Source organism: Ruegeria sp. THAF33 (assembly GCF_009363615.1).
GTDB lineage: Bacteria > Pseudomonadota > Alphaproteobacteria > Rhodobacterales > Rhodobacteraceae > Ruegeria.
In genome coordinates this window covers 135,460-152,525 of record NZ_CP045384.1, presented here as the reverse complement: position 1 = coordinate 152,525, position 17,066 = coordinate 135,460, and the positions used below count along the sequence as shown (strand labels likewise).

Genomic DNA, 17,066 nt, shown 5'->3' with positions numbered 1-17,066 from the left:
TACTTGTTTTTAAATGTTATTTTTTTGTATACTTAGCAAGTGTATGAAAAAAAAGACATTTTTGTAACGCGCGTGTAACACAATTGCGAGCGGTGCAAAACTTGCAGCAGAATTACTTATTCTACACCCAGAACATCCGGAGTTTTCCAACCCAGATGCTGACCGCCGTCCACACATAAAAGCTGTCCGGTGACCGCGTGTGCATCCAGAAAGTACCCAAGCGCAGCGGTTATGTCAGACGGGTTGGATCCCCGCTCCAAAACGGTATTTGAACGCTGTGTCTGGAAATGCTCTTCGCTTTGGCGGTGGCCTTGCATCGTTGGGCCGGGCCCGATCGCATTGACACGGATCGTCGGAGACAACGCCTGCGCCGCCGTTCGGGTCAGTGCCCACAAACCCATTTTTGCGATGGTGTATGACATGAACTCGGGCGTCAGTTTGCGCACGCGCATGTCCACCATGTTGACGATAAGGCCGGTTGCAAGCGGTTCGCCATTTTCATCTGTTCCAGCACTCAGCCCCTGACCTGCCATGGCCTGCGTCAGCACAAAGGGCGCGCGCAGGTTGCTGTCGAGATGTCGATCCCAGCTTTGCCGGGTTGCCGTGTGGATGTTGTCGTATTCGAAGATCGAAGCGTTGTTCACCAGACACGTGATCGGCCCGCCCAGCGCCTCGGCCGCTTTGGGCAGCAGCGCCTGGACCTGAGCTTCGTCCAGCAGATCGGCCTTCAGGGTCACGGATTTTCGGCCCAGGGCCTGTACCTCTGCCGCCGTCTCCTGCGCCGGACCTTCGGATGAGGCGTAATGCACGGCCACATCGAAACCTCGATCTGCCAGATACAGTGCCATGGCCCGGCCCAGACGAATACCGGCGCCGGTGACTAGGGCTCGGGTCATGCTTCACCTCGTTTGGTCAGATCACACCAGCAGTACGATGACATAAAGCACATAAAGGAAAGTCAACACCAACCCCCAGACGCGCGAGATGTCGCGTTTGAGGAATACAAACGGTATCAGCAGCAGCGATGCGCCCAGCATGACCCAAAGATCGAATTGCAGGAACTCGGGATCAACCGGGATACGACCAAACCAGGTTGCGATCCCGATGATGGCCAAAAGGTTGAACATGTTCGAACCGATCACGTTACCCAGCGCAACGTCGGCCTGTCTGCGCAAAGCGGCCATAACTGTTGTCGCCAATTCGGGCAAAGACGTTCCAACTGCGATCAACGTCAAACCAATGACCGTCTCACTGACCCCGTAGGTCCGCGCGATGATCGTTGCGTTATCTACCAAAAGATGCGCACCCATTGGCAGACCAATCAGCCCGAGGATCAGATACACCGACACCTTCCAATAAGGCATGTCAGGATCAGCTTCTTCCAGCCCCTCAAGCTCTTCGTCCACACAGGCTTCACCGCAGGCTTTGCGATGGGCCTTTGCCTCGCGGAAGGCGTTCAGAAGAACAAGACCCAACGCCGCCAGCAAGATCAGGCCGCTGAAGAACGTGAACGTTCCCAAGAATGCCAAACCAATGAACAGAACCGTCGCCATCAGCATGAAGACATAGTTCCGGCGGCTGTCACATTCACTGGTGTGAAGCGTTGCCAGCAATGCGGGCAATCCAAGAACCAACAGGATGTTGGCCGTGTTCGATCCGACAACGTTGCCCAGCGCAATACCGGGCGCGTTCTCTTTCAATGCGCTGATGGCGATCAGCAACTCGGGCGCAGACGTGCCGAAGGCCACAATCGTAAGGCTGACGATCAACGCCGGAACACCCAGACGCAGGCTCAGGTTTACAGCACCGCGCACAAGCGCATCGCCTGCAAGCAGCAGGATCAACAGCCCAAGACCAGACAGCAGCCAAGTGGTGATCAAGTCCGACCTCCTTTTTCGCAGGCGCAGGGGCCTTTGCCTATGCGAAACCGTCCGCAGCGCGGACACTTGGCGGAACTCAGTTTCTTCTGCCCCGGAAAGCGCAGTTTGCCGAACATCGCCAGGACACCCATGCCAATCAGAAAAAGTGTGACAGCCTTGATGATCACGTCACAAACCAAAACGCGCGTAGGCCGCACGCTCCTCTAATCCGGCGATGGCATCCTTTGCCAGGTTGGCCCCGAACCGCGACCAGATTGGTTTGCGCAAGCCATAACGGCGGAACTTGACCTTGTCGCCAAAGCGTTCCTGCATTTTGGGTTTCAGATGGGCGATACCATCGATCAAACCCAGTTCATGCGCGCGACGCGCCAGCCAGACTTCACCCGTGAACAGATCGGCACTGTGATCCAGCTTGTCACCTCGGCGGGCTTTGACATGCGCGATGAAGTTTTCGTGGATATCCCCCAGCAAACCTTGCAGGCGGGCCACATCCTCTTTCTTTTCCGGCGCAAACGGGTCCAGCATGGATTTCGACTGGCCCGCCGTATGCACGCGCCGCTCAAACCCCTGCCGCGCCAGAAAGACATGCGCGCCAAAACCTGCCGAAATGACTCCGATCGAGCCAAGAACCGAACTGTCGTCGGCCCAGATCTCATCCGCGGCGGCCGCCAGCCAATACCCTCCGGATGCCGCAACATCTTCGACAAACCCGATCACGGGCACGTCCAGCTCTTCCGACAAGCGCCGAATTCGGGCGCCAATCAAAGAGCTTTGTACGGGCGACCCGCCCGGAGAGTTGATCTCGAGCGCGACAGCCGCAGGTTTACCCTTTCGAAACGCCTTGTCGAGAACCGGGGCCAGGGTGGTATCGTTCAAGGACCCGCGACCGGCCATTCCAATGGAACCGGACAAACGGACAACGGCCACGCAAGGGTGCTTTTTTACGAACGGCAGGCTGAGCTTCATGGGTGCCGATGTAGAGTGCCCCCAACCCGTAAACAAGGGACTCTGCCGGCGTTAAACGCGACGTGAACCAAATTCACACACCCGATGGGCAAAAATGCAACGCCTTGGCGAGGGTCAGCTGCGAATGCGCCAGCCGGTTTTGAATATCCAGCCGATAACCGCCAAGCACAGAGCTGTAAACGCGACAATGGCAAGAAGGCTGAAAACGATCGGCACATCTGCCAGCCCGTAAAAGGACCAGCGGAAACCCGAAATCAGATAGACCACGGGATTGAACAGCGTGATGGTCTGCCACAATGGCGGCAGCATCGAGATCGAATAAAACGTACCCCCCAGAAAGATCAGTGGCGTCACCACCAACTGCGGCACCAGCGACATCTGCTCGAAGTTGCTGGCCCAGATGCCGATGATGAATCCCAGCAACGAAAAGCTGAGACAGGACAGGATCAGAAACGCGGCCATGGCGAATGGATGCTCGATCCGAATATCGACGAAAAACGTCGCGGTGACCAATATCACCAACCCCACGAACAACGCCTTGGTTGCGGCGGCACCGACATATCCGATCACGATCTCGATGAAATTGACCGGAGCGGACAACAGCTCGTAGATGGTGCCCAGAAACTTGGGGAAGTAAATTCCGAACGACGCGTTCGAAATCGACAGCATCACCACCGACAACATGATCAGCCCCGGCACGATGAACGCACCGTATGAAACGCCCTCGACCTCTTGGATACGGCTGCCGATGGCGGTGCCAAACACCACAAAATAAAGCGACGTCGACAGAACCGGCGACAGAAAGCTCTGTGCCAGAGTGCGAAAGAAACGGGCCATTTCGAACCGGTAGATGGCAGCGATCGCGGTCCAGTTCATGCGGCCTCTCCAGATACCAGATTGACAAAGATCTCTTCCAGGCTTGATTGCCTGGTCTGCACGTCGCGCAACACCAACCCGGCCTCGGACACGTCATTCAGCAAGGTCGTTATGCCGGTACGATCCGCATGGGTATCGTAGGTATAGATCAGACAATCACCCGCGCCGTTGAGAGCCAGATTGTGGCTGACCAGACTATCGGGAATTCGGTCGATGGGTTCGGTCAGCATGACTTCGATCTGCTTTTTTCCCATCTGCGACATGAGTGTGTCTTTGTCCTGCACCAGCAAAAGCTCTCCCTTGTCGATGACGCCGACACGATCCGCAATCGCTTCTGCTTCTTCAATATAATGTGTGGTCAGAATGATGGTGACACCGTCCCGTTTCAGTTCCGCCACAAGCTCCCACATGTCCTTGCGCAACTCGACATCCACTCCGGCAGTCGGCTCGTCCAGAAAAAGCACCCGAGGTTCATGGGCTAGGGCCTTGGCGATGAGCACCCTCCGCTTCATGCCGCCGGACAATTCCTTGATCGCGTTGTTGCGCTTGTCCCACAGGGACAGCTTGCGCAAAATCTCTTCGATCCGCGCGCTGTCTTTGCCAAGCCCGAACAGCCCACGCGACAACCGGACCGTGTTCCAGACCTTTTCAAACGGTTCCAACGCGATCTCTTGCGGCACAAGCCCTATCATCCTGCGCGCTGCGCGATAATCGGACTGTGTGTCATGCCCGCCAACCGTGACCACCCCCGAGGTCGGAGTCGTAATTCCACAAATCGTCGAAATCAGGGTTGTCTTTCCGGCGCCATTTGGTCCCAGAAGCGCAAGTATCTCACCCTCTTCAATATCCAGAGACACACCTTTCAGCGCCTCGAACCCATCCGCGTAAGACTTGCGAAGGTTTTTGATGGACAAAATGGTCGTCATATCCGTTCCCCGTTCCGACCGAGACCCTATCGCGCGGAACCAGCCTGTAACAGGTCAATTTCGCACAACGTGCTGCGCATTCTGTAATGGTTGTCAGAACCATGCTCAATTCCAACTTGCAATCCGTCAACCCACCCGCAAACTCTTCCACAACGGAGGGCGCCGATGCTGAATGGAATACGCATAGTCGAAATCGAAGGGCTGGGCCCCGGCCCGTTTGCCGCCATGCAGCTAGCTGATCTGGGCGCCGACGTCATCACGATCCACCGCAAAGGCCAGGCAGTAACACCGGGCATGCCGGACCGCTCGCTTCTGGACCGCGGCAAACGATCGATCGCGCTTGATCTGAAGGATCCCGAAGATCTGGCGACCGCCCGTCGCCTGATTGACACGGCAGACGCACTGATCGAAGGCTTTCGCCCCGGCGTGATGGAGAAGCTGGGACTTGGCCCGGATCTTTGCCTGACCCGCAACCCAAAACTGATATATGGCCGCATGACAGGCTGGGGGCAGGATGGTCCGCTGGCCGACACGGCTGGGCATGACCTGAACTACATCGCCTTGTCCGGTGCGCTCTGGTACGCCTCTCTCCCGGATCAGCCGCCTCAAACCCCTGCAACCCTGGTCGGCGATATCGGCGGAGGCGCCATGTACCTTGTCACGGGCATCCTGGCAGGTTTGATCAACGCACAAAGAACCGGGAAAGGCACCGTGGTCGACGCCGCTATCTACGACGGCTCGGCCCATATGATGAACCTTCTGATGACCATGCGCCAAACCGGAAACCTGTCTGAAACCCGCGGCCAAAGCCTGTTGGACGGTCCGCATTGGAGCCGAACCTACACCTGCGCGGACGGCGGATTTGTTTCGGTCCAATGCCTTGAACCAAAATTCTACGCCCGATTTCTTGAAATCCTGGGGCTGTCCCGGGACCGGGCATTCCAACAGCAGTACACCCGCAAGCTCTGGCCCGACCTGACCCAGCGCCTGGCCGAAATCTTCTCGTCCAGGCCGCGCGACCATTGGGCCAAACTGTTCGACGGGTCAGACGCCTGCGTCGCACCGGTACTCAGCCCCGACGAGGCCACAGCCCACCCGATGAATGCAGCCCGTCGATCCTGGCGCCAGACCGACGGCACCCTACAAGCCGCCGCCGCCCCACGCTTTTCCACACACCAGTGGCAACCAAAGCCCAGCCCGGCGCGCGGTCAACACACCGCCGAGATCCTGAACGAACTCCAAGCCCCGGAAAGCACCTGACACACTCTTCATCTGGCCAGAAATATCCCGGGGGTGAATTGGCCAGCGGCCAAGAGGGGGCTGGCCCCCTCCCACGCGCTCTATCCGCCGCGCACCGTGTCGATCATCAGCTGAACGTTGTCCGGGTCGGCATCCGGAGTGATCCCATGGCCGAGGTTGAAAATATGCGGCCCCTTGGAAAACGCTTCAACGATGCGCCGGGTCTCATCCACCAGCGCCTGCCCGCCTGTAACCATGTGCGACGACGCCAGATTGCCTTGTACACAGCCATCAATCTGCACGTTCTCAGCCGCCCATTCGGGCGACACGGAATTGTCCAGCGCCACGCAATCCACGCCGGTCGACCTTGCAAACCCGATATACCCGTCGCCTGCCTCCCGCGGAAATCCAATCACGGGGATGCCGGGATGACGTTCCTTGATGGCCTGCGTGATCACCCGGCACGGCTCGACCGCGTATTTTCGGAAGGCTTCGCCCTTCAAAGACCCCGCCCAACTGTCAAATATCTTGACCACCTCGGCACCGGCGTCGATCTGAGCGGACAGATATTCAATCGTTGCTGCGGTGATGCGGTCCAACAGCGCCTCGAACAAAGCGGTATCACCTTCGCGCAACGCATGCGCGGGACCCTGATCCGGCGTGCCGCGCCCTGCAATCATGTACGTGGCCACAGTCCACGGCGCACCTGCGAATCCGATCAAGGTGGTTTCCGACGGCAATTCCCGCGAAAGAATGCGCACCGTCTCGTAAACCGGTGACAATGTCTCGTGAATCGCGTCAACAGGCTTCAACGCATCAAACTCGGCCTGCTGCGTGATGGTGGACAAACGCGGGCCTTCACCTGTCACGAACCAAAGATCAGCCCCCAGCGCCTGTGGCACCAGAAGGATGTCGGCAAACAGTATCGCCGCATCGAACCCATATCGCCGAATTGGCTGCAAGGTAACTTCTGCTGCCAGTTCAGGATTGTAGCACAGTGACAGGAAATCCCCGGCCTGAGCACGTGTGGCCCGGTATTCCGGCAAATACCGACCCGCCTGACGCATCATCCAGATCGGCGGCACATCCTGTACTTCGCCCGCCAGCGCCCGCAGCAGCTTCTTTGTCTCGGCCATGTTTGTCCCCAGCATTCAGGTTTTGGCAACGGGTCGTCCTTCGGCGGCAATTTGTCAAGCTCAGCCCCCATTGTCAGGGCAATGTGACGCGACTAAAGCTGTGCACATGACTTTGACCCTGCCCACCCCCGCATCGCCCCTCAGAATCGGCACTCGTGGCTCGCCGCTGGCTCTGGCTCAGGCCTATGAAACGCGCGAACGCCTGAGCGATGCCTTTGATCTGCCACAGGATGCGTTCGAAATCGTAGTGATCAAGACGACCGGTGACAATCGCGCCATGATCGACGCGGATCGACCGCTGAAGGAAATCGGCAACAAGGGCTTGTTCACCAAGGAAATCGAAGAGGCGATGCTGCGCGCCGAGATCGACATCGCCGTTCATTCAACAAAGGACATGCCCGTTGAACAACCCGAAGGGCTGGTCCTGGATACGTTCCTGCCGCGCGAGGATGTGCGCGACGCCTTCATCTCACCGCGGTTGGGCTCGATCCACGATCTGCCCGAAGGCGCCGTTGTGGGCACCTCGTCCTTGCGGCGGCGGGCGCAGCTGCTGAACCGGAGGCCGGATCTGAAAGTGGTCGAGTTTCGCGGAAACGTGCAGACACGGCTGAAAAAGCTTGAAGACGGGGTTGCCGATTGCACGTTTCTGGCAATGGCAGGCATTCGCCGTTTGGGAATGGATGAGGTTCCGGCCAGCGCCATTTCCCCTGACGACATGCTGCCGGCGATCGCGCAGGGCACCATCGGCATCGAACGGCGCAGCGACGACATGCGCGCGGCCGAAATGCTGGACGCGATTCATCACACCGAAACGGGATGGCGTCTGGCGGCTGAACGCACATTGCTGGCCGCGCTGGACGGGTCCTGCGAAACCCCGATCGCCGGCCTTGCCGAACTTGACGGCGACACCCTAAGGTTGCGGGGCGAAGTGCTACGCCCGGACGGAACGGAAACCGCCAGCAGGGATATGACCGGCCCCGTCGAGGATGGGCCTGAGATGGCCCGCGCGATGGCGGCTGAACTGCTTGAACAGGCGGGGCCTGATCTATTCGATTGGAAAAATTCAAAATAAATTCGTTTAGTGTGAACTTGATCACTGTAGCAGGCGGCGCGATCAGGCATTACTGTGACATACCGAAGAGGAAGTCGGGTCAGTCTCGAAAGTATCGAAAAGTTTTCAGATTGCCGGTGTTTTAATCAGTATTCGAGGGGGCGAGGCTGACCCCCGGCTTCCAAAGGTAGCGGGTCGCTGTTGAGTTTAACAGCGACCCGTTTACGTTGTGCCAGATTGCGTTGTGCCAGACCCGCGTTCAGGAAATCGCGTCAACGGCGTGACGAACGGCCTCTCTGGTCTGTTCCAGATCCGCTTCGGTAACCGCCAGCGACGGGTACAGTTTGCCCGGAGCCTTGAAGACCCCATGCGCCCGCAACGTTGCATTGTAAGTGGCATTGCGCTGCGGATCATCATGGTTTGCGCTGCGATAATCCCGACATTCGGCCTTGGTGAAATAAATGTCGAACAAGGTCTCGTCACCGCAGATGCGATGGGCGATGCCCGCCTCATTCAAAGCGTCCGATTGCATCTGCTGCAACTGCCTCCCAATCGAGCGCAGGTGTTCATAGGTGCCGTCGCGCCGCAAAACCTCCATCGTCTTCAGCCCCGCCGCTGAGGCTATGGGGTTGCCGGACAAAGTGCCCAACTGCATCAGCCAGCCCTGTTCTCCGACTTTCGATTTGTCGAAATGCTTCATGATCTCGGTGCTGGCACCCAATGCCGCCAGAGGGAAGCCACCACCGGTGATCTTGCCAAGCGTACAGATATCCGGGGTCACGCCATATCGCTCTTGTGCGCCGCCGTAAGCCAGACGGAACCCGGTGACGATCTCATCAAAAATCAGCAGCACACCAAATTTGTCGCACAAGGTCCGCAAGCCCTGCAAAAACCCCGGCTCGGGCTGGATGATCCGCTGCAAGGGTTCGACCATGATCGCAGCGACATCATCATGTTCGTCCAGCAGCGCCGCCACCGCGTCAAGATCATTGAAAGGCGCGATCAGCATCTGCTCGGCCACGCTTTGGGGGATACCGGCGCTGTCGGGAACGGCCTGCGGGAAATTGACCCGGCGGCTGGGGGCCAGGCTCATCTGCGCCTCGGCGCTCATTCCGTGATACCCCCCTTCGAACTTGAGGATCTTGTCGCGCCCGGTATAGGCACGCGCCAGCCGCAAAGCGTACATGTCTGCTTCGCCCCCAGAGGCAACAAAACGCACCTGCTCGCAACAGGGGACGGCTTCGATGATGGCCTCGGCCAGTTCGATGCCCTTGCTGTTGTTGGCGAAGAAGGTCATTCCTTTGGGCAGTTGCTCCAGCACCGCTTCCATCACCTCGGGGTGGCCATGGCCCAGCAGCATCGGGCCGGACCCGATCAGATAGTCGATATATTCCTTCCCGTCCTCGTCCCAGACATGGCAGCCCTCGCCACGGGCGATGATGATGCCCGGATCGAAGTTGCCGAAACCGCCAGCTGGCAGAACCTCTTTTGCGCGTGCTATCCACTCGGACTGTGTCTGGATCTTCAGCATCTCAATCAATCTCCAAAATCGGGGCGTCAAGAATTTCGAGGTCAGGTGTCACACCTAAACCCGGGCCTTCGGGCGGTGCAATCCGGCCGTTTTCACGGTTTGGTGCGTCAGGACACAGGCGCGGGGCAACGTAAGAGGACAAGTCGCAAGTGTTCATCAGCGATCCATGCGGGGTCGAAGCCGCAAAATGCAGCGAAGCCGCCGTTACGATATCCGATCCCCAGGTGCATTCTGCACAAATCTCGGCACCCAGCTGCACGGTCAGATCGCGTGCGCGGCGCATTGCCGAAAGACCGCCGAACTTCGACAGTTTCAGCGCCACCGCGTCCATGCAACCCAACTCATGCGCCCGCATCAGCGATGCAAGATCAAATGCATTTTCGTCGATCTTCATAGGCAAACCCGTCGACTGACGAACAGCGGCGCAGTCTTCCAGTGTTTTACAGGGCTGTTCCAGCATCACATCCAGATGCGCCACCGCGCGCCCGGTTCGCGTTGCCTGAAGGCGCGATGCCCCGCAGTTCCAGTCGCCATACACAAGCGGTCCGGTTCCAACGGCTTCGCGCACTTTGATCAGCCGCTCGGCGTCGGCTTGCCAATCACCCTCGACACCCAGCTTGACCTGGAATTGCCGAATGCCCGTCTGGAAGGCTGCCTTAGCGATGCGCGCCATTTCGTCCGGCGCGATACATGTGATCGAATGATAAAGCGGCATATCCGCCCGAGTCCACCCGCCCAGCAACGCGTAAACCGGCACCCCCGCCGCGCGGCCGAACAGATCCCACAGTGCAATGTCGACGATCGATTTCGCGTAGCTGTGGCCTTGCAGAAACCCGTCCAGCTTTCGCATCGGTGCGTCGACCCCAATTGGCGAAATCCCGAGAATCTCGGGACCCATTTCAGCGATGGCCCCCGGTACTCCACTTGCATAGGCGGGCAGATAATGCGGGATCGGGCAGACCTCGCCCCAACCTGTCAGACCTGTATCCGTCTCAAGGCGCAGGATATGAGACGTCACGGTCGCGCAGGTCTTGCCGCCAGCCATGTGATAGGTTTCATGACTGGTCAGATCGACGGACCAGAGTGTTATCTTGTCAATTCTCAAGCATATTCTCCCACTGGATCACCCAATGCGGCTTCGTCCGGATGCACGCCCAGCCCCGGCGCTTCGGGCAGATGCAGATGGCCATCGACGTTGCGGGGCCCTCGACCACCTGCAACATCAACCGTGATCATGTCCTGACAGGCCCAAACCGCGTGGCAATGATCATCCGGGATCGTGGCGGCCAGATGCAGCGCCTCGGTATCGGCCAGAACCGTTCCACCGGTGGCCATTACGAACATGTCTATTCCATGGGCCAGCGCGATATCGCGCATCCGCGCGGCCTTGGTCAGGCCACCCACGCGATTCAGCTTGATCCCGAATATCTGGGCCAGACCATCGTGGGCAATCCGGACGGCATCCTGCAAGGTCACAAGGGACTCGTCCACAGACACAGGGGACGCATGAAGCCCCGAGATCGCCGCGATATCATCCAGTGTTTCGCAGGGTTGCTCGAACATCACGTTCAGGTCTTCGCAGGAGCTCATCACCCGCAAGGCCTGCTGGCGTGTCCAGCCACGGTTGACATCATACAGAACAATCTCTCCGGGTTGCCGGATGCTTTCCACATCCCGCACTCGGGCAATGTCCCGCGCGACATCACCGCCGATCTTCACCGAATGCGCGACATAGCCGCGCTTGCGATACCGCTCCATGACCTCGCGTGTTTCCTCGACGGTTTTTGCCCCGACCGAGGACGCGATCGGGCGCGGTGTCCGCGATCCGCCGCCCATCAGATCGGCAATCGGCAAGCCCGCCGCCTGACCGGCAATATCCCAGCAGGCCATGTCTACGGGGCTTTTAGCATAGAGATGTCCGGGCAAGGCTAGATCCATGGCCCGTTCCACGTCCAGCACGCGACGCGGATCAAGGCCCAGGATGAAAGGGGCCATCGTTTCGATCCCGGCCCGGATGCCCGGCCCGTGCGCGGGTACATAGGTGTGCCCCCAGGGCGTGCCCTCGCCCCAGCCGACCAGACCGGTATCGGTTTCGAGCTTGACCAGCGTCGCATCAAGCGTTTCGAACTTCAGGCGCCCCCCGGAAAGCCAATAGGGATGCTCGAGCGGCAAATCGACCTGAAAAACGGTAATGGTTTCAATCTTCATAGAGCATACTCCGCCACGGGTGCGCCGAGGCTTTCAAAATCGGGGGTTACACCCAATCCCGGCGTATTGTTTGCATAAAGCTTTCCGTCTTTAACGACAGGACCGCCGACGCCCGTAGATCGCGTGTTGTAGTTCATCAGATCCGTGGTGTTCTGCAGGTATTCAGGCGGGGTCGACGCCGCAAAATGGGCGACAACCGAAGACGTGATCTCTCCTCCCCAGGTGTCTTCGCTGACCACAGGGATGCGGTTGTCGATCAGGTAATCCCGTACCCGCCGGGCTTTGCTGATGCCGCCAAGGTTCGAGATCTTGAGACAACAAATCTCTGCCCCCCGGTCTGCGACGATACGCTGGGCCATATGGATCCCGGTCACGCATTCATCCAACTTCAATGGCTGCTCGGCAATCCGGCGCACTTGCTGGCATTCCTCATACGTGCGGCAAGGTTGTTCGAGAATGAAATCCAGATCCCGGGTCTCGCGTGCAACGCGGATCGCATCGTCCACGCGCCAGCCCTGATTGGCATCGGCCATGGCTTTCTCGCCGGGTTTCAGCAACGGCACAGTGGTGCGGATCCGGTCAATGTCACTGGCCCAGTCGCTGCCCACTTTGACCTGAAACTGCCGATAACCCTGTTCCCGGTACCGGTCCATCTCGGCCACGGTTTCGTCGACCGCTTTCTGCGGCGCGACCCGGTACATTGGCGCGCCATCCGTCAGCTTGCCGCCCAACAGCATCCAGACCGGCTGATCACACGCCTGACCCAGGATATCCCAGCATGCCGCATCGAACGGCGCCTTGGCATAGCCATGCCCCTGTACCAGATGGTCCATCAAGTGCTCGATCCGCCCCACCTGACGCGGATCCTCGCCCAGCAGTTTGCCGGCGACAAGACGCGCCAGCGCAGCCACACCTTCGGAATGGGCCACCATGTAGTTTTCGCCACAGGGCGTGAACTCACCGCAGCCCCGCAAACCCGCGTCAGTGTCGATTACCACCACCGATGCGATGGCCGTTTCAATCGCGTTTCCCGCACCCCAGGCATAGGTACCGCCGACATAGGGAAGCCCGGTCTGGTAAATTCGGATGCGGGTGATTTTCATGCGGCGTCCATTCTGGGCAGGTCGCCCATCCCTTCGCCTCGCCACAGGACAAAGGTCAGGATCGGTTGGTCCGTCGTTATCATGGCGTGGCTTTGCCAGCTTTTGTGCTGTCGTGTCTGGTTCGGGCCGACGAAGGTTTCATCCTCGTTGCTGCGAAAAACCGCTCCGCCCGCAAGGGTCAGATACAGCTCTTCCGCCTGATGGCTGTGCCAGTCATAGTCCAGACCCGCGCCCCAATATCCCACGTAGCCGCGCAATTGGGTCGAGTGGAAATGCCCGGTCGGTCCGAACAGTTCGTAATACCCGTACCGATTCAGGAAATCCGCACCGACTTCCTCTTCTGTATATGTGTGTTTCCATTGCGCCAGATGCGCGCTGGCCTTGATCGCCGCGACCAGATCACGGGTTGGCGCCACGCCATCAAGGCCAAAATCGCCCACCAGATCGGTCGCCGGAATGTGAGCAGGCTGCAAACCCGTCGGTGTCAGATCGTCCGGCCATGATGCAAACGCGGCAAGGTCAGGATGCGCCTGATGCAATTGGCGGGCCGCCTCGAGAACATCATCCAGCGTCATGGCACCACCACGATATTGCCGGTGTGCTGTTTGGCGATGAACGCCGCTTGAGCTTCCCGCAACTCCTCCAAAGGATAGGTTGCGGCCAGAGCCGGCTTGATTTCGCCGGCTTCAATATATGCCACGAGGTTCTTCATGACCTCGGGTCCGATCACGGTCGAACCGGTGAAGGTCAGATCGCGCAGATAGAACGTCCGAAGGTCAAGTTCGACCATCGGACCTGCAATGGCCCCCGAACAGGTGTAGCGCCCGCCGCGCTCCAGTACGTCGATCAGGTTCGGCCAGTAAGGGCCACCTACCACATCGGCGACCACGGTGATCTTCTCGTCGCCCAGCGCCGACCGCAGATCTTCAGGTGTGCGGGGCAATATCACATCAGGGCCAAGATCGGCGACGTCGGCGTGTTTGGATTCGGATGCCATTGCAATCACACGCGCGCCACGGCGTTTGGCCAATTGAACCAAAGCACCACCCACCCCGCCAGAGGCACCGGGCACAAGAACGGTGTCTTTTTCCGTCACGTTGGCACGGGACAGCATCCCTTCGGCGGTAGAATAGGAACAGGAGAATGTGGCCAGTTCGGCATCCGACAGGTCCGAAGTGATCGGCACCGCATTGACCGCCAGAGTCGTGGTATATTCGGCGAACCCGCCATCGCGTTCCGAACCAAAATACCCTGTCTTGTTCATGTTGCCGGGATCAGCCGGATCTCGAAGCCAACCATCCGTGATGACACGCTCGCCTATACGAGCGCTGTCCACGCCCTCGCCAACGGCCACGATACGGCCGCAGACATCTGCGCCTTGAATGCGCGGGAAGGTGATCGGGTTGCCGCCCCATGTCGGGTCTTCTTCACCGACTTCCTCGAATGCGCCACCGGTGGTCGCATCCGTGACGGTCTTGGAATACCAGCCGGACCGCGTATTGACGTCGGTATTGTTCAGGCCGCAGGCTGCGACCCTGATCAGAACTTCACCGGCCGCGGGTTCGGGGCGCGGCCAGTCTTCCTGCATCACCATCTGTTCCAGACCACCATGGCCCATTGTGACCATGGCTCTCATCGTATCGGGCAGGCTCATCAAGCGGTCTCCAGTATGGCGTCACTGCGGGGCAGCAAACTGTCGGGGTCGTAAGCAGGTTTGTCCAGAACACGGGCGGCACGGGGTTGGCCATGGATCACGACCTCCAGCTGTGTCCCGGCCTTGGCCGCTTCGGGCTTGAGGTATGCAAAGGCCAGAATCTTGCCGACGGTGTGGCCATAAGCGACCGACGCCGTGGACCCGACGACGCGCCCGTCCAGCAGCACCGCCTCTCCGCCATGCCCATCAATCTCTCCATCCGGTTCGATTGAAAGATAGGCACAGATCCAGGGCAGGTCGGTGTTGAGCGTCTTGTCCTTGCCCAGATAATCCTTGTCGGTGCGCGCAAAACGCAGCACGTCGGCCTCGGCCAGAGTGACCTCGTTGGTCAACTCGCCCGCGCCTTTGAAGCCCTTCTCCATTCGCATCACGTTCATGGCAAAGCTGCCGTAGTCGGTGATGCCATGCGCCTCACCTGCCGCCCAAAGCGCGTTGTAGACGTCGAGGCATGCGGCGTTCGGCATGTGCAGTTCCCAGCCCAGTTCCCCGGCATAGGACATGCGGAAGGCCCAGACCTTGTGACCGGCGATGGTGATTTCCTGCGCGGAAAGCCAGCGGAACCCGGCATTGGTCAGATCGGCATCGGTGCAGCGCGCCAGCACGTCGCGCGAGCGGGGGCCGTTCAGGGACAGGGCAGACCAGTCAGAGGACAGAGCGGTGATCTGCACATCCTCATCCGCGCGCTGCTGCGCCAGATGATCCAGCAAGCGCTGTTCGAAGAACGCCGCACAAACCAGATAGAATCGGTCGTCGGCCATGCGGACAATCGTGGTCTCCAATTCGATACGGCCGCGGCGGTTCAGCATATGGGTCAGTGTGATCGAGCCGACCTTTTGCGGCATTCGGTTGGCGGTCAGCCGGTCCAGCAGAGCGTAAGCGTCCGGACCCGTGACCTCGACCTTGGTAAAGGCGGTAACATCCATGATGCCGACGCTTTCGCGCACCGCTTTGACCTCAGCCGCGACCATGTCGTCAGCGGGGGTGCGGCGGAAGGAATAGTGGTCGCGCTGCTCCACACCGTCCCGCGCGAACCAGCGGGGGCGCTCAAAACCATAGGCCTCTTCATGCACCGCACCCTTGGATTTCAGCAGTTCATACAGCGGCGACGGCTTGATGGGTCGCCCCTCCAAACGGTTGAAATGCGGGAAGGGAATTTCGTGGCGCAAGCAGTAATCTTCCTCGGCCTTGATCACCTGCCAGTCCTTGGTGGCATAGCTGCCGAACCGGCGCGGGTCGTATTCGCGCATCGAGATGTCAGCTGCGCCATGCACCATCCAGCGCGCCAGTTCGCGGGTCAGACCCGGCCCCCAGCCGATGCCGATCTGCGTCCCGCAGCAGCACCAATAGTTCCGAACCCCCGGCGCTGGTCCGATCAAAGGGTTGCCATCCGGCGGGTGCGAGATCGCCCCGTGCACGTCGCGCTGAATGCCCAGTTCGGCAAAGATCGGCATCCGGTTCAGGCTTTCCTCAAGCCACGGCATCACCCGGTCGTAATCCGCGTCGAACAACCAGTTTTCGTATTCCCATGGGCAGTGATCATGCCAGACCGAGTTCGGGTTCTCTTTTTCGTAAATCCCGATCAGACCGCGCTGCTGCTCCATCCGGATATAGCCCGAGACCTTGCGGTCATCACGGATCACCGGCAGTTCGGTGTCCAAGTTCTGGAATTCAGGCACCGGTTCGGTCACGAAGTAATGGTGCGTCATCGAGGTCATCGGCAGTTGCAGCCCCGACCACTCGCCCATTTGCCTTGCATAGGTGCCGCCTGCATTCACCACATGCTCGCAGGTGATGGTGCCTTGCTCGGTCTCAACCACCCATTCGCCATTCTCGGCTTGCGTGATGTTGGTGGCGCGGCAGCTGCGAAAGATGCGAACACCTTTTTGCCGTGCTCCAGCGGCCATGGCCATGGTCACATTGGTCGGGTCCACATGCCCGTCATCCGGCGTATGCAGCGCGCCCAGAACGCCTTCGAGATTGTAGAACGGATGCAGTTCAGCCACCTTTTCGGGGCCGACAAGCTCGATATTGAAGCCCAGAGACCGACCAACCGACAAGGTGTGACGCAACCAGTCCATCTCATCCTCGGTATAGGCCAGACGGAACGAACCGCAGCCATGCCATGTGACGGGCTGGCCGGTTTCGGCCTCCAACTGACCAGAGTACAGGCCAATGTTGTAATCCACGCATTTCCCCAGCCCAAAGCTGGACGTCGAATGCGTGATCTGCCCTGCTGCATGCCAGGTGCTGCCGCTGGTCAGCTCGGCCTTTTCCAGCAGGACGGTGTCAGCGCCCCACCCTTCATGCGCCAGATGATAGGCCAGACCGACCCCCATGACACCTCCGCCCACGATGACCACGCGGGCATGTGACGGCAGATTCTTCTCGGACATGATTTTTCCTCTTCCCGAGTCGCGTTTCTGCTCGACAGGCTAA

Annotated in this window: 15 protein-coding genes; 2 read left to right on the top strand and 13 right to left on the bottom strand. The window is 59.3% G+C overall.

Going from position 1 to position 17,066, the window contains the following annotated elements:
- Positions 1 to 116: 116 nt before the first annotated feature.
- From FIU92_RS00730 to FIU92_RS00710, 5 genes are all read right to left on the bottom strand, one after another.
- Positions 117 to 896, bottom strand: coding sequence for an SDR family oxidoreductase (locus tag FIU92_RS00730; RefSeq protein WP_152456735.1), 780 nt, complete (start codon positions 894 to 896; stop codon positions 117 to 119).
- Positions 897 to 917: 21 nt separating this feature from the next.
- On the bottom strand, positions 918 to 1,877 hold the full coding sequence (locus FIU92_RS00725; protein ID WP_152459801.1) for a calcium/sodium antiporter: 960 nt from the start codon (positions 1,875 to 1,877) through the stop codon (positions 918 to 920).
- A gap of 171 nt (positions 1,878 to 2,048) precedes the next feature.
- Positions 2,049 to 2,846, bottom strand: coding sequence for a S49 family peptidase (locus FIU92_RS00720; RefSeq protein ID WP_152456734.1), 798 nt, complete (start codon positions 2,844 to 2,846; stop codon positions 2,049 to 2,051).
- Positions 2,847 to 2,960: 114 nt separating this feature from the next.
- Positions 2,961 to 3,722 carry an ABC transporter permease gene (locus tag FIU92_RS00715; protein ID WP_152456733.1) on the bottom strand — a complete coding sequence of 254 codons (762 nt, stop codon included), beginning with the start codon at positions 3,720 to 3,722 and terminating at the stop codon, positions 2,961 to 2,963.
- Positions 3,719 to 4,648 carry an ABC transporter ATP-binding protein gene (locus tag FIU92_RS00710; RefSeq protein WP_152456732.1) on the bottom strand — a complete coding sequence of 310 codons (930 nt, stop codon included), beginning with the start codon at positions 4,646 to 4,648 and terminating at the stop codon, positions 3,719 to 3,721. Before FIU92_RS00710 ends, FIU92_RS00715 begins: the two co-directional genes overlap by 4 nt.
- Positions 4,649 to 4,813: 165 nt before the next feature.
- Here FIU92_RS00710 and FIU92_RS00705 point away from each other — a divergent pair, with 165 nt between their 5' ends.
- Positions 4,814 to 5,908, top strand: coding sequence for a CaiB/BaiF CoA-transferase family protein (locus tag FIU92_RS00705; protein ID WP_152456731.1), 1,095 nt, complete (start codon positions 4,814 to 4,816; stop codon positions 5,906 to 5,908).
- Between the two features lie 80 nt (positions 5,909 to 5,988).
- Here FIU92_RS00705 and hemE read toward each other — a convergent pair whose 3' ends face one another.
- A complete protein-coding gene (hemE, locus tag FIU92_RS00700) occupies positions 5,989 to 7,023 on the bottom strand; it encodes a uroporphyrinogen decarboxylase (RefSeq protein ID WP_152456730.1) in 1,035 nt (344 codons plus the stop codon).
- Between the two features lie 106 nt (positions 7,024 to 7,129).
- On the opposite strand from hemE, the gene hemC reads away from it, so the two are divergent.
- Complete coding sequence (gene hemC, locus FIU92_RS00695) at positions 7,130 to 8,095, top strand: hydroxymethylbilane synthase (protein ID WP_152456729.1); 966 nt, start codon at positions 7,130 to 7,132, stop codon at positions 8,093 to 8,095.
- A gap of 238 nt (positions 8,096 to 8,333) precedes the next feature.
- Here hemC and FIU92_RS00690 read toward each other — a convergent pair whose 3' ends face one another.
- The 7 genes from FIU92_RS00690 to FIU92_RS00660 are packed head-to-tail and all read right to left on the bottom strand — an operon-like array spanning position 8,334 to position 17,023.
- Complete coding sequence (locus FIU92_RS00690) at positions 8,334 to 9,605, bottom strand: aspartate aminotransferase family protein (RefSeq protein WP_152456728.1); 1,272 nt, start codon at positions 9,603 to 9,605, stop codon at positions 8,334 to 8,336.
- A 1-nt stretch (position 9,606) separates the two neighbouring features.
- Positions 9,607 to 10,710, bottom strand: coding sequence for a mandelate racemase/muconate lactonizing enzyme family protein (locus tag FIU92_RS00685; RefSeq protein ID WP_152456727.1), 1,104 nt, complete (start codon positions 10,708 to 10,710; stop codon positions 9,607 to 9,609).
- A complete protein-coding gene (locus tag FIU92_RS00680; protein ID WP_152456726.1) occupies positions 10,707 to 11,813 on the bottom strand; it encodes a mandelate racemase/muconate lactonizing enzyme family protein in 1,107 nt (368 codons plus the stop codon). The genes FIU92_RS00685 and FIU92_RS00680 overlap by 4 nt, the downstream gene beginning before the upstream one ends.
- Positions 11,810 to 12,916 (bottom strand): mandelate racemase/muconate lactonizing enzyme family protein, encoded by a 1,107-nt coding sequence (locus FIU92_RS00675; protein WP_152456725.1) that lies wholly within the window; start codon positions 12,914 to 12,916, stop codon positions 11,810 to 11,812. The genes FIU92_RS00680 and FIU92_RS00675 overlap by 4 nt, the downstream gene beginning before the upstream one ends.
- Positions 12,913 to 13,491, bottom strand: a complete 579-nt coding sequence (locus FIU92_RS00670) for a dimethylsulfonioproprionate lyase family protein (protein ID WP_152456724.1) — start codon at positions 13,489 to 13,491, stop codon at positions 12,913 to 12,915. Before FIU92_RS00670 ends, FIU92_RS00675 begins: the two co-directional genes overlap by 4 nt.
- Positions 13,488 to 14,570, bottom strand: coding sequence for an alcohol dehydrogenase family protein (locus tag FIU92_RS00665; RefSeq protein WP_254705335.1), 1,083 nt, complete (start codon positions 14,568 to 14,570; stop codon positions 13,488 to 13,490). The genes FIU92_RS00670 and FIU92_RS00665 overlap by 4 nt, the downstream gene beginning before the upstream one ends.
- Positions 14,570 to 17,023, bottom strand: a complete 2,454-nt coding sequence (locus FIU92_RS00660; RefSeq protein WP_152456723.1) for an FAD-dependent oxidoreductase — start codon at positions 17,021 to 17,023, stop codon at positions 14,570 to 14,572. Before FIU92_RS00660 ends, FIU92_RS00665 begins: the two co-directional genes overlap by 1 nt.
- Positions 17,024 to 17,066 lie beyond the last annotated feature (43 nt).

What these genes read in the sequence shown, in the direction of transcription:
- FIU92_RS00680 (WP_152456726.1), bottom strand. Translation starts at nt 11,813, where the DNA reads ATGAAGATTGAAACCATTACCGTTTTTCAGGTCGATTTGCCGCTCGAG.
- FIU92_RS00660 (WP_152456723.1), bottom strand. Translation starts at nt 17,023, where the DNA reads ATGTCCGAGAAGAATCTGCCGTCACATGCCCGCGTGGTCATCGTGGGC.
- FIU92_RS00705 (WP_152456731.1), top strand. Translation starts at nt 4,814, where the DNA reads ATGCTGAATGGAATACGCATAGTCGAAATCGAAGGGCTGGGCCCCGGC.
- FIU92_RS00720 (WP_152456734.1), bottom strand. Translation starts at nt 2,846, where the DNA reads ATGAAGCTCAGCCTGCCGTTCGTAAAAAAGCACCCTTGCGTGGCCGTT.
- FIU92_RS00710 (WP_152456732.1), bottom strand. Translation starts at nt 4,648, where the DNA reads ATGACGACCATTTTGTCCATCAAAAACCTTCGCAAGTCTTACGCGGAT.
- FIU92_RS00730 (WP_152456735.1), bottom strand. Translation starts at nt 896, where the DNA reads ATGACCCGAGCCCTAGTCACCGGCGCCGGTATTCGTCTGGGCCGGGCC.
- hemE (WP_152456730.1), bottom strand. Translation starts at nt 7,023, where the DNA reads ATGGCCGAGACAAAGAAGCTGCTGCGGGCGCTGGCGGGCGAAGTACAG.
- FIU92_RS00715 (WP_152456733.1), bottom strand. Translation starts at nt 3,722, where the DNA reads ATGAACTGGACCGCGATCGCTGCCATCTACCGGTTCGAAATGGCCCGT.
- FIU92_RS00670 (WP_152456724.1), bottom strand. Translation starts at nt 13,491, where the DNA reads ATGACGCTGGATGATGTTCTCGAGGCGGCCCGCCAATTGCATCAGGCG.
- FIU92_RS00690 (WP_152456728.1), bottom strand. Translation starts at nt 9,605, where the DNA reads ATGCTGAAGATCCAGACACAGTCCGAGTGGATAGCACGCGCAAAAGAG.
- FIU92_RS00665 (WP_254705335.1), bottom strand. Translation starts at nt 14,570, where the DNA reads ATGAGCCTGCCCGATACGATGAGAGCCATGGTCACAATGGGCCATGGT.
- hemC (WP_152456729.1), top strand. Translation starts at nt 7,130, where the DNA reads ATGACTTTGACCCTGCCCACCCCCGCATCGCCCCTCAGAATCGGCACT.
- FIU92_RS00675 (WP_152456725.1), bottom strand. Translation starts at nt 12,916, where the DNA reads ATGAAAATCACCCGCATCCGAATTTACCAGACCGGGCTTCCCTATGTC.